The sequence below is a fragment of the Psychrilyobacter sp. genome (assembly GCF_037132775.1).
In the GTDB taxonomy this organism is placed as follows: Bacteria; Fusobacteriota; Fusobacteriia; order Fusobacteriales; family Fusobacteriaceae; genus Psychrilyobacter.
Genome location: NZ_JBAHZY010000046.1, coordinates 1 through 12672, shown reverse-complemented (window position 1 = coordinate 12672; position 12672 = coordinate 1). Strand labels below are relative to the sequence as shown.

The following is a 12672-nucleotide window of genomic DNA, read 5'->3' as shown; positions in this document are numbered from 1 at the left end:
GCTCTGCTATTGACATACAAAAAATAAAGTTCTAATATATTAAAAACGAGAAGCAATAATTAAAGAATTATTACTCCTCTTTTTATAAAAGTTTTACATTAATTTTTAGAGTTTACACAAAACTTGCAACAGCCCCAGATTTTAAATTCTTTGCCTTCTAAAATACTCTTTTTAAACTTCTCATTGGTCACCTTTTCAAAATGAACTAAATCTACAAAATATATTACTCTACTTTCCTCTATATCCCATCTTATTAAGTTCACTTCTGTACTATTGAAATCACCAAAGATAGCGATATCTATGTCAGAAGTTTTTTTATATTTTTTGCTTGCTCTAGAACCAAAAATGATTGCTTTTTCTACCCCATGTAGAATTAAAATAGCTCTTAATTCTCCCTCTGACCTCTCCTCTAATCCAAACATCATTCTACCTCTTTATCTTTAATTTCTAGGAAAAACGTTTTTAATTCTTCATAATAAGAACTAACTATTTTTTCATAAATTTCATCGGAAGTTGATTGGGAATAGGTATGGGTAGTGAGGTTTCTATCCTCAATCATGTCTATCCACAGTTTAGCATCCTGTATGATTTCATTATTAAATCCTGTCCGAATAGTACTTCTAGGAGCTTTGGCTTCTGTAAGACCTTCAGAATTAAGGAAATATTTCATGACTTTCCAGGATAATTCTAGTGTAAATTCAAATCTTTGTATAACACCATCTCTTATGGTGGATGAGTTTATTGTTTTACTTTCTTCTATAGCTTCTTTTAAACGTTCCAATGCATTTTTGTAATCAGATATTCTTTCATCCCATCGTTTAGCCATGATTATTTCTCCTCTTTGATTTTGTTATTATTTATAATAATTATATCATAAAATTTAATGTATACATTTAATATTTTAATAATCGGGAATCAAAATATTGATAATCATGGTCAAAAGTTAATATTCGTATAACTTTTATAAAATTTATGTGCTGAAGGTCAGCGACTATAAGCTATGGAATTTTAAACCAAGAAAAAGATAAGGTGTTTCCCAAATTCAGTGTAAATTAAAATATTCCTTTTCTAACTATTGGAGGTATAATCTAGTAATAAGGAAGGAATTTGATATTGAAAATATTTCATCTTTAATTTTATTATCGATGTTATCGGTATCGGCGTCTACCTATAACCCATTTATTTATTTTAGATTTTAAATTTTTTATAGATTAAAGAACATTAATAAATTACTTAGGGGGAGATGAAAGCATGAAAGGAATAATACTAGCTGGAGGGTCTGGAACAAGACTTTATCCAATAACAAAAGCAATATCTAAACAGATAAACCCAATATATGATAAACCAATGATATATTATCCATTATCGGAACTTATGCTGGCAGATATAAGAGAGGTTCTTATTATATCAACACCTAGAGATCTCCCTACTTTTAAGGAGCTGCTTGGGGATGGAAGCGACTTTGGGATGAAGTTAGAATATGCAGTACAGGAAAATCCAAATGGACTTGCGGAAGCATTTCTTATAGGAGAGAAGTTTATAGATGGAGAACCTTGTGCCTTAGTGCTTGGGGATAACATTTTTTATGGTCATGGTCTTACTGGAATGGTGACAGACGCTTCTAAAAGAACAAAGGGAGCTACAGTATTTGGATACCCGGTAACTAATCCTGAATCTTTTGGAGTTATAGAACTCGACGAAACAGGGAAAGCAGTTTCATTGGAGGAAAAACCAACTAATCCAAAATCAAATTTTGCTATACCGGGATTATATTTCTATGACAATACAGTGGTAGAAAAAGCAAAAGCTGTAAAGCCATCTCATAGGGGAGAATTAGAAATAACAACCCTAAATGAGGTGTATTTAGATGAAGGATCTTTAAATGTTATAAATCTAGGGAGGGGAATGGCATGGTTGGATACAGAAACCCATGAAGCATTACTAGATGCTGCCAACTTTGTATCTACAGTACAAAAAAGACAAGGGGTTATGGTGGCTTGTTTAGAAGAAATAGCGTATAACAATGGATGGATAGATAAGGTTGAGGTAGAAAAATTAGCAAAACCATTATTGAAATCACATTATGGAAAGTATTTAATGAATCTTATAAAGTAGAAAGATTATGACAAATAACGAGTGACATTTATAAAAAATAAGAACTTAGTCTGCGTCAAAAAAAGGAGAAATTAAAATGTCAAAATTTAAAAGAATAGAAACTGGGATAGAGGGGTTAGTTGTTATTGAGCCTAATGTTTTTGGTGACGATAGAGGATTTTTTATGGAATCTTATTCTAAGAAAGACTTTGAAGAGATTGGATTGGATATGGACTTTGTATAAGACAATCATTCTAAATCTAAAAAAGGTGTCCTTAGAGGATTACATTTTCAAACTAAGCATACTCAAGGAAAATTAGTAAGAGTTATAGCTGGATCGACATTGGATGTAGCTGTAGACCTACGATCTGGAAGTAAAACTTTTGGACAACATTTCATTGTGAAGTTGACAGAACAAAATAAAAAGATGTTCTATGTGCCAGAGGAATTTGCTCATGGTTTTTCAACTTTAGAATCTGACACAGAGTTCCAATAATAAGTGTACCGATTACTATGCACCAGAATTTGATTCGGGAGTATTATGGAATGATAGTGATATAAATATTGATTGGAGCTTTGAGAAATATGGATGGAAAGAAGAAGAAATCTTATTATCTGAAAAAGATAAAGTACAACAGACACTAAAAGAATTCATAGAGAGTGGAGTGAAGTTATAAGAAGAAAAAAAATGTAACTAGTGAACATAACTTAAATATAAAAAGATTTTTTGACGCAGACTTTAACAGACTTTGAAAAGAAGACTTTTAGTTATTTGACTAAGATAAAGAGTCAGATTTTTGTCGGTATTAAAAGTTAGAATTTAGTCTGCGTCTAAGAATTTTCAAGAGGTGGAATATGATATTAATCACGGGGGCTAATGGGCAGTTAGGTCATGATTTTCAAAGGTTATTTGATGAATTAAAGATAGAATATGTAGCTACAGATTATAAAGAGTTAGATATAACCAATATAGAAAAAATTAGAGAATTTGTAAAAGGCGAAAACTATACTCACATAATTAGTTGTGCTGCTTACAATGATGTGGATAAAGCAGAGTCAGAGAGGGAACTATGTTATAAATTAAATACATATGCTCCAAGAGATATGGCGATTGTAGCAAAAGAAATAGGAGCAATATTTGTAACATATTCAACAGGTTTTGTATTTGAAGGAAATAAAAAAGTTCCTTATACAGAGGAAGATATACCTAATCCTCCGTCAGTCTATGCAAAATCTAAACATGAGGGAGAAAAACAAACCTTGGCAGCCTATGAAAAAACTTTTGTAATAAGAACAAGCTGGGTTTTTGGGATTGCTAATAACAACTTCAATAAACAGGTTATAGGCTGGTCCAAAGGAAGAGATAAATTAAATATTGTGGATGATCAAGTATCTGTACCTACGTATTCAAAAGATTTGGCAGAGTTTTCATGGAAACTAATAGAAAGTAAAGAGTTTGGATTATATCAACTTTCAAATAGTGGAGAGTGCAGCAAGTATGAACAGGCAAAATATGTATTGGAGTCAATTGGTTGGAGAGGAGAGCTAGGAACAGCTAGAACAGTTGACTTTAACTTGCCGGCTAAAAGATCAGAGTATTCTAAGGTATCTAGTGAAAAAGCAGAGAAGGTAATAGGTGAAAAAATGCCAAGCTGGCAGGATGCCATAGACAGGTTTTTAGAGGAGATAAATAACTAAAAATAGGGGTCTAACCCCTTTTTTTGATGGATATTAAAAGTTTTTAAATTGTAAGACCGCTGACATTTAAGGTTGTAACTGTGCTGTTTTCTAGTTTACCGTATTTCGATTGTAGGGGTGTAATTACGGGGAAGTTTTTAGGGGAGCACAGGAGGGGAGTGAGAGGGTATAATTGATAATAGAAGGAAAAAAAGTTTTAGTCGCAGAGACATTTTGGGAGTGCCTATTTCCTGTTAAATAGTGGGTAGATATGGTAAGATATGGAGAATACCCATAAAAAGTATCATCAAAATATTAATAGATATAGATTTTGTGAAGAAGGGGAGAGAGATGAAGCATAACAAAAATATACTTACAAGGGTTATATTTTTTATAATAATATATATAACTTATTATAAATTATATCGAATATTCCGTAGAGCAGATAATTTAGCTTTTTATACTATGTTTTTAATTATGGGTCTAGCTTATTACCTTATAGGGTATTTGGACTTTAGTAATGGGAAAATAACTAAAAAAGATATAGTATATTCTGTAGTAATAAATTCTATTTTAGGTGGAATAAACTATGTTTTTATAGGGAGTAAAAAAGAATTTGGTGTATTTATAGTAATGATAGTAGTTGCAAATTTAGTTAAATATTTATTGGCAAGTTTAAATAAAAATAGAATAAATGTTCTTTTAACAGGAGAAAATGAACTGACTCATAAAATAAAACAAAGTATTGTTAAGTCCGACAGATATGTATATATAGGGAAATGTTGTAATGAAAATATAGAACGTTTAAAAGAAATTGTTTTTGAAAAAAAAATAGATCTGATAATAATAACAGAAAAATCTATTTTAAAAGAGTATAAAAATTTATTGTTAGATCTTAAATTAAAAGGAATAAAAATACAGACCTATTGGCAGTTTAATGAGGAAGTAGAAGGAAAGATAGATGTAACAAAGATAGATGAAGAATGGTTAATCTACAGCCTGGGATTTGATATTTTACACAATAGTATTCAAAGAAGGGTTAAAAGATTATTTGATATAGTGGTGGCGATTATAATATCAATATCCGTTTTACCAATTATGCTTATAACAGTCATTCTACTAAAGGTAGTAGGATTTATAGATAAAAAAGAATCGGGACCTCTACTATTTTGCCAGATGAGGATAGGCTTAGGAAATGAACCTTTTAAGATATATAAGCTTCGAAGTATGATAACCAAAGAACACTGGGCAGAGATAGGTTTTGATCCAGAAAAAGAAAGCTGGACAACTGTAGGAGATCCAAGGATTACAAGAATAGGTGATTTTTTGAGAAAAACCAGATTGGATGAATTACCTCAATTGTTGAATGTATTTCGAGGAGATATGTCTTTCGTGGGACCAAGACCAGAGAGTGTAGCCTATGTGGAAGAACTGGAAAAAACAATTCCATTTTACAATCTGAGACATAGTATACAGCCGGGATTAACTGGATGGGCACAGGTAATGTATCCCTACGGAGCTACTGTAGAAGATTCACTCAGGAAGCTGGAATTTGATCTCTACTATATAAAGTATCAAAACTTTGTCATGGACATAGGGACATTTTTTAAGACGGTAAAGACGGTACTGTCTGTAAAGGGGAGATAGATGCACTAGTAATTTTGAATAAAAAAACTTTCAACGCAGAGGCTCAGAGATCTCTGTGTTGGATCATTAGAATTTAAATTAAAGATAGATAAGGAGAAATATTTATGATAAACATCATATTATGTGGTGGGAATGGGACTAGGTTATGGCCGGTAAGTCGTACATTGATGCCGAAGCAGTTTGTTAAATTATTTAATGATCAGTCATTGTTTCCGTTGAGAGTGGAAAGAAATAATAAGGTATGTGACAGTAATTTTATTATCTCAAATACAGAGCAATACTTTTTAGCTGTAGATCAATTGGAAGAGGATAAAAAATATAACTTTAAAAATGCTAAATTTTTACTGGAGCCAGTAGGAAGAAACGCTGCTCCTGCAATAGCTTTGGCATGTTTTGATCTCGATCCCAATGAGGTAGTATTGGTGACTCCATCGGATCATCTAATAAAAGATGAAGTGGAATATGAAAGGGTATTGGTAGAAGCTAAAAGATTGGCAGAAGAAGATAATTTGGTAACCTTTGGTATTACACCAGAGTTCGCTGAGACTGGGTATATTGAGAGTACCAAATGTACAATTGACAATGGAAGTACAAGGATTAGATGTTAAGGCATTTCATGAAAAACCTGATTTGGAGACGGCTACAAAATATTTAGAAGCTGGAAATTATTATTGGAACAGCGGGATGTTTTGTTTTAAGGCTGGGGTATTTTTAGAGGAATTAAAAAAAAATTCACCTAAAATATATGAGGCTAGTAAAGCAGCCTTTGAAAATAAGATAAACTTAGAAGAAAAACAAATGAGAATAAAGACGGATGATATGTTAAATATTCCAGATGACAGTATAGACTATGCTGTCATGGAAAAATCTGATATAGTGAAGGTGTAATACTATCAAATATAAAATGGTCGGATGTTGGAAGTTTTGATGCACTGGCAGAGGAACTGCCCAACGATGAAAATAATAACTTTGTATTGACTAAGAAGCATACTGAATTAATAGATGTAGAAGATCTCATAGTAGTAGATACAGAGAATGCACTACTCATCAGTAAAAAAGGTTCGAGCCAAAAAATAAAAGAAAGGGTAATGAAGTTGAAAAAAGAAGGGTCGCCCCTGCCGAATATTCATCTAAAAGCTCATAGGCCATGGGGGACATATGAGGTATTGGTAGATACTCCGGGATATAAAGTTAAGAGGATAGAGGTAAAACCAGGGAAAAGATTGAGCCTACAAAAACATTTCCATAGAAATGAACATTGGATAGTAGTTTCTGGAACAACTACTGTAACTATAGGAGATGAAATGAAATTACTCAGACCCAATGAGAGTACTTATATTAAGATGGATGAGATCCATAGGTTAGCTAATGAAGGAAAGATACCGGTAGTAATGATCGAAGCACAGGTAGGAGAATATACTGGGGAAGATGATATAGTGAGAATAGAAGATGACTTTAAAAGATGTTAAAAGTACGTAAATTGAATAAAGAATAATAATTTTAAAAATGAAGCTAAGTATATTCTAAGATTATACTAGAAATAGTGATATAACAAAATATTTAGATTAGGAATAAATAAGCTTAACTTATAAGGAGAAAAAATGAAAAAAGTAGGGATATTGACGATAGTAAACTATGATAATTATGGAAATAAACTTCAGAATTATGCTGTAGAACAATTAGTAAAAAAAAATGGATATCAACCAGAAACAATAATAAATAAAAGAGAATATAAAAAGAGTTTAATTAAAAAGTTAATATTATTTACTAAGAGGATTATTAAAATTTGCTTAGGATATAAGCTAAATAATTCTATTTTAGAAAAAAATAAAATATTAAGATTTAAAGATTTTTCAAAACGATATTTAAATGAAAGTAATTTTGAAATATATTATAATGACATTACCAAATTGGATCAAAGTGATTATTATAAAGTAATAATAGGAAGTGATCAAATTTGGAATCCAAATTTTGGAGAAAAAGGTGCTAGCGATAATAATTTTGCTCAATTTGTACCAAAAGAAAAAAGAATAGCGTTTTCACCAAGTATTGCTGTTTCTAAGATAGAAATCGAATGGCAAAGTAAATATAAAAAATGGATGGAAGAAATTCCCTTTTTATCTTGCAGAGAAGAAGTTGGGGCAAAATTAATTAAAAATTTAACAGGAAGAGACACAGAAGTGTTAGTTGATCCAACAATGGTCTTAACTAAAGAAGAGTGGAAGTTTTTTTCTCTTCCACAAGAAAATAAAACAAAGAAAAAATATATTTTAACTTATTATTTAGGTGATTTAGAAGAAGAATATGAGAGGAAGGTAAAAAAAATAGCTCAAGAAAATAATTTTGATATAATTAATTTATGTGATAAAAATATACCAGATTTATATATGGCAGATCCTAGAGAGTGGGTTGATTATATTGCAAATGCAGAACTATTTTTAACTGATTCTTTTCATGGAGTAGTATTTTCTATACTAATGGAAACTCCATTTATAGTTTTCAATAGAATTTCAAATCATGTTTCTATGAATTCAAGAATGGATACTATACTTTCAAAATTTAAATTTGAAAATAGAAAAAAAGAGGAAGTATTTGATAGAGAAAATTATTTTAATATTGATTTTAATCATTGTGAAGAAATATTAAAAATAGAAAGAAAGAAAGCATTAAATTATTTGAAAAATGCTTTGGATAATTAAAATGAACCAACGGAAAGCAGGCGCACTTTTATCATATATTTCAATGTTTTTAGGATATGGAATTTCTATCATATACACACCTTATATGTTAAGAAAATTAGGTATGTCAGAATACGGGTTATATACACTAGTAGCATCTACAATAAATTATCTATCTTTATTGAGCTTAGGTTTAGGAGCTTCGTATATGAGAATTTATTCTAAATATTCAATTAAGAAAGAAAATAAAAAAATAGAAGAATTGAATGGTATGTATTTAACTATATTTTCTCTAATATCTGTAATTACAGTTATCATTGGAGTTTATTTATCAAGTAAAGCAGGTATTTTATTTGGAAGTAAATTAACAAGTGATGAGATAGAAATCGCTAGAAATTTAATGTTAATATTAACATTAAATATAGCTTTAACTTTTCCTAAATCAGTATTTACAACATATATTCAAGCCAATGAGAGATTTATTTTCTTTAAACTATTACAGATGTTTAGTACTGTTATGACACCTATATTGGTTGTAGTAGTATTATTAATAGGATATAAATCTAAAGGACTAGTTTTAATAACTTTAATTATGCAAATACTGACATTTTTAGGAAGTGTAGTTTATTGTAAGAAAAATATAAATATAAAAATTAGATTTAACAATTTTGATTTTAAGTTAATGAAAGAAATATTTATTTTTTCAAGTTTTATATTTCTAAACATGATTATAGATCAGATAAATTGGAATATAGATAAAATAATTTTAGGAAGATTTTGGGGAACATCAGCAGTTGGAATATATGGTATAGCATCTCAATTAAATATTTATTATTTATCAATCTCTACAACTATATCAAGTGTATTTATACCTAAAGTAAATAAATTGGTAGCAGAAGGACACAATAATAAGGAATTAACAGAAATTTTTGTGAAGATTGGAAGAATACAATTTTCGATCATGATGTTAATATTGAGTGGATTATATATTTTTGGTAAATCATTTATAAAAATGTGGGCTGGAGTAGAATATGTAAGTGCATATTATATATTATTGATTATTATTACTCCAGTAACAATTCCGTTAATTCAAAACATAGGAAATGAGATACAAAGAGCAAAAAATAAACATAAGTTTAAGTCGAAAATGTATCTTGTTATATCAATTGTTAATCTATCGATGAGCATACCACTTGCAAAACATTATGGGGGTATAGGAGCCGCTATAGGAACAGGGTTAGCTTTTTTTATAGGTAGTGGAATAATAATGAATATTTATTACCATAAATATCTCCAATTAGATATTATATATTTTTGGAAAGAAATGAGTTTATTATTTTCTTCATTAATAGTTCCATTATTATTTGGAGTCTATGTTTATATTAAAATTGATTTGGATATCTTAAGCAACTTTATAATATTTGGATTGATATATACGGCTATCTATTCAGTATTTATTTATATATTTGGGTTAAATGATTATGAAAAGAGTTTGATTATAAAACTAATAAAACGAAAATAAGGAGAATTTATGAAAAAAATTAAATTTAATAATGAGATGGAAATGCCCTTAATAGGGATTGGAACATGGCCGATGAAAGGATTAACTTTATTAAAAGCTATAACTTATGCTTTTAAATCAGGTTATAAAAAAATAGATACAGCATCAGCATATAGCAATGAAAAGTGGATTGGATTAGCATTAAAATTAAATTTTAAAAGAAGAAAAGATGTTTTCATTACAACTAAATTGAGTAATACTTCTCAAAGAGATGGAGATATAAGAAAAGCATTTAATGTTAGTTTAAAAAGGTTAGGAGTAAAATATGTAGATTTATATTTAATGCATTGGCCAAATCCAGATACATTTATCAAATCATGGAAAGAGATGGAAAAGTTATATGAAGAAGGTTTAGTTAAGGCGATTGGTGTTTGCAATTTTCAAGAACATCACTTAGAGGAGTTATTGAAAGTAGCTAAAATAATTCCAGTAATAAACCAAGTTGAGCGTCACCCTCTATTATCACAAAAAAAATTAATTGAGTATTGTAAAAATAAAAAAATAATAGTAGAAGCGTATTCTCCTTTTGCAAGGATGGATAAAAAATTAATAGAGAACGAAACTTTAGTAGAAATTTCTAAAAAATACAATAAAGAAGTTACTCAGATAATTTTACGTTGGAATTATCAAAATGATATACCTACCGTACCTAAAAGTTCTAATAAAGAAAGGATTAAACAAAACATAGATATTTTAGATTTTGAATTAAAGGACTGTGAAATGGATAAAATAAATCTTTTAAATGAAAACTATAGGGTTAGGCATAATCCTGATAATTGTGATTTTACAAAGTTATAGGAGTAAATATGAAGAAAATAGATATAATTTTTAAATTAAATATAATAAAGTTTTTTTATTTTAATTTCTTGAAAAAGAATATTAAAGGAAAGATATTACCATATAAAGGGGCAGTTTTAAGTCTAGGAAAAGGTTCTAAAATAAATATAGGAAAGGCACTTCATATCAATGTAGGAAAGATTAAAGGGGCAAAGGCTGAATCCTATCTTCGGTTAGAAGAGGAGGCAACTTTTAATATTAAAAATAGTTTTAAAATATATTATAATGCTGATATTTGTATATTTAAGGGTGCTACTTTAAAAATAGGCAGTGGATTCATGAATGCAGGATCTCAAATTAGATGTAAAAAATCAATTGAAATCGGAGAGAATGTAGCAATTTCAAGAGGGGTAACCATTTGGGATACAGACGCACACCAAATATTTTATGAAGACGGAAGGAAGAGTGTTATTGATAAAAAAGTAACAATTGGAAATAATGTATGGCTAGGTAATAATGTTACAATATTAAAAGGTGTTAAAATAGGTAATAATGTAATAATAGGGGCTGGATCAGTTGTTAATAAAGATATTCCTTCGAATATGCTGGCAGTAGGAATTCCAGCTAAGCCAGTTAAACAAATAAAAGGGTGGAAGTAATGATAGATGAAATCATAAAAAAAGAAGAGTGTTGTGGTTGTGACGCTTGTTATAATATATGTCCAACAGATTGTATTCTTATGAAAAATGATCAAGAAGGGTTTTGGTATCCGTCTGTAAATAATGTTGAATGTATAGAGTGTAATGCTTGTGTAGAAGTATGCCCAGCTCTAAAGAAAGCTTCGATAGAGACAGCTTTAGATATCCCAGAGATAGTTGCAGCTTACAGTACTAATGAAAAAAATAGAGTTGAAAGTACTTCGGGTGGTATGTTTATAGAAGTAGCCACTTCTATAATAAATGAAGGCGGTGTTGTTTTTGGAGCAAGATATAATGAACAACATTTAGTAGAACATTATTATGCTAGTACATTGGAAGGCTTAGAGGCTCTTAAGCAATCAAAATATTTACAGAGTAAGATTGGAGAATCTTTTAGAGAAGTAAAAAAATACTTATTAGAAGGTAAAAAAGTTTTATTTGCAGGGACACCCTGTCATATTGCAGGATTGAAAAATTATTTAAATAAAGATTATAAAAACTTATATTTAATTGATTTTTTATGTAGAGGAGTTATTTCACCTAAAGCATATGAACAATTTTTGAAAAGTATGGAGAATAAGTATAACTCAAAAATAAAAAGAGTTTGGTTTAAAAACAAGACGTACGGTTGGCATAGATTTAGTACTAAAATTATTTTTGAGAATGGTAAAGAATACATTGAAGATAGGTATACAGATGTCTATATGAGAGGTTATTTAGAAGGGCCACTTTTTTTAAGACCAAGTTGTCATGAATGTAAATATAAAACGTTACCTAGATATTCAGACGTTTCATTAGGAGACTTTTGGGGGATTGAAAAGATAAAAAAACATTTGGATCAAGATAAAGGAACATCTATTTTTATGGTTAATTCTGAAAAAGGAAGAGAGTTATTAGAAAAAATAAGTAAAAATTTAATTTATGAAAAAACAAGTGTTAAGGATATTTATTTAGGGAATTCAGCGTTAACTATTTCTGCTCCTTTAACAGAAAAGAGGGGTGAATTTTTTAAAAGATATTTAGAGGAAGATTTTTCAGACTTAGTTACTGAACTATTGAAACCCTCACTTTCTAAAAGAATAAAAAAAACTTTAAGAAAATTTAGAATTTTAAGATTTATAAAGAAGCTATTAAAGATGGTCTACCACTTTCTGGTGCACTAAAAAAAGAAAAATAAAAAATAACTTAAAGGAAACAAAAGTTAGAAGCCTGATAAAATGTTACATTTAATTTCAGATTAAAAAGGAGGATAAGCTTTTTTTAAGCTTTTGAAATAATGGGATAGTTATTATTCTTGGGTGTTTTAATACCCTTATTTTATTTATCTAAATATCATAGATACTTTTATAATTTGGCTGTTTTTTTAATAGTCTTTATTAGTGGCTTTAGATACAAAGTAGGCTATAATGGTCGTATAAATTCATACAAAGAGTGTTTAACCTTAAGCAAAAAAATAGGGTATAATTTAAGAAAACAATATGGGGGATTTTGATTATGAATACACGAAAAACTTACTCTTCTAAGTTTAAATTTAAGATCG

At 29.3% G+C, this 12672-nt stretch carries 13 protein-coding genes and 1 pseudogene; 12 read left to right on the top strand and 2 right to left on the bottom strand.

Going from position 1 to position 12672, the window contains the following annotated elements:
- Positions 1-98 precede the first annotated feature (98 nt).
- On the bottom strand, positions 99-425 hold the full coding sequence (locus V5784_RS03190; protein WP_336887604.1) for a nucleotidyltransferase domain-containing protein: 327 nt from the start codon (positions 423-425) through the stop codon (positions 99-101).
- A complete protein-coding gene (locus V5784_RS03185; RefSeq protein ID WP_336887603.1) occupies positions 422-826 on the bottom strand; it encodes a nucleotidyltransferase substrate binding protein in 405 nt (134 codons plus the stop codon). Before V5784_RS03185 ends, V5784_RS03190 begins: the two co-directional genes overlap by 4 nt.
- A 425-nt stretch (positions 827-1251) precedes the next feature.
- Between V5784_RS03185 and rfbA the strand changes: the two genes are divergently transcribed.
- The 12 genes and pseudogenes from rfbA to V5784_RS03125 all read left to right on the top strand — a co-directional run bounded on the left by rfbA (position 1252) and on the right by V5784_RS03125 (position 12295).
- Entirely contained in the window at positions 1252-2115 is an 864-nt protein-coding gene (gene rfbA / locus V5784_RS03180) for a glucose-1-phosphate thymidylyltransferase RfbA (RefSeq protein ID WP_336887602.1), read from the top strand.
- A gap of 76 nt (positions 2116-2191) precedes the next feature.
- Positions 2192-2771 (top strand): annotated as a pseudogene (rfbC, locus tag V5784_RS03175) (dTDP-4-dehydrorhamnose 3,5-epimerase).
- A gap of 178 nt (positions 2772-2949) precedes the next feature.
- Positions 2950-3792, top strand: a complete 843-nt coding sequence (gene rfbD / locus V5784_RS03170; protein ID WP_336887601.1) for a dTDP-4-dehydrorhamnose reductase — start codon at positions 2950-2952, stop codon at positions 3790-3792.
- Positions 3793-4122: 330 nt separating this feature from the next.
- The gene (locus V5784_RS03165) at positions 4123-5418 is read left to right on the top strand and encodes a sugar transferase (RefSeq protein WP_336887600.1); all 1296 of its coding nucleotides are present in this window, start codon (positions 4123-4125) and stop codon (positions 5416-5418) included.
- 104 nt (positions 5419-5522) lie between these two features.
- A complete protein-coding gene (locus V5784_RS03160) occupies positions 5523-6026 on the top strand; it encodes a sugar phosphate nucleotidyltransferase (RefSeq protein ID WP_336887599.1) in 504 nt (167 codons plus the stop codon).
- Entirely contained in the window at positions 6001-6306 is a 306-nt protein-coding gene (locus V5784_RS03155; protein ID WP_336887605.1) for a sugar phosphate nucleotidyltransferase, read from the top strand. The genes V5784_RS03160 and V5784_RS03155 overlap by 26 nt, the downstream gene beginning before the upstream one ends.
- A gap of 86 nt (positions 6307-6392) precedes the next feature.
- The gene (locus V5784_RS03150) at positions 6393-6887 is read left to right on the top strand and encodes a cupin domain-containing protein (RefSeq protein ID WP_336887598.1); all 495 of its coding nucleotides are present in this window, start codon (positions 6393-6395) and stop codon (positions 6885-6887) included.
- Positions 6888-7019: 132 nt separating this feature from the next.
- Complete coding sequence (locus V5784_RS03145) at positions 7020-8117, top strand: polysaccharide pyruvyl transferase family protein (protein ID WP_336887597.1); 1098 nt, start codon at positions 7020-7022, stop codon at positions 8115-8117.
- A gap of 1 nt (position 8118) precedes the next feature.
- Positions 8119-9618: an oligosaccharide flippase family protein gene (locus V5784_RS03140; protein WP_336887596.1), complete on the top strand. Its 1500-nt coding sequence runs from the start codon at positions 8119-8121 to the stop codon at positions 9616-9618.
- Between the two features lie 9 nt (positions 9619-9627).
- A complete protein-coding gene (locus V5784_RS03135) occupies positions 9628-10455 on the top strand; it encodes an aldo/keto reductase (protein WP_336887595.1) in 828 nt (275 codons plus the stop codon).
- Between the two features lie 8 nt (positions 10456-10463).
- Complete coding sequence (locus V5784_RS03130) at positions 10464-11093, top strand: acyltransferase (RefSeq protein WP_336887594.1); 630 nt, start codon at positions 10464-10466, stop codon at positions 11091-11093.
- Positions 11093-12295, top strand: a complete 1203-nt coding sequence (locus tag V5784_RS03125; protein ID WP_336887593.1) for a Coenzyme F420 hydrogenase/dehydrogenase, beta subunit C-terminal domain — start codon at positions 11093-11095, stop codon at positions 12293-12295. The genes V5784_RS03130 and V5784_RS03125 overlap by 1 nt, the downstream gene beginning before the upstream one ends.
- The last annotated feature ends 377 nt before the right edge of the window (positions 12296-12672 follow it).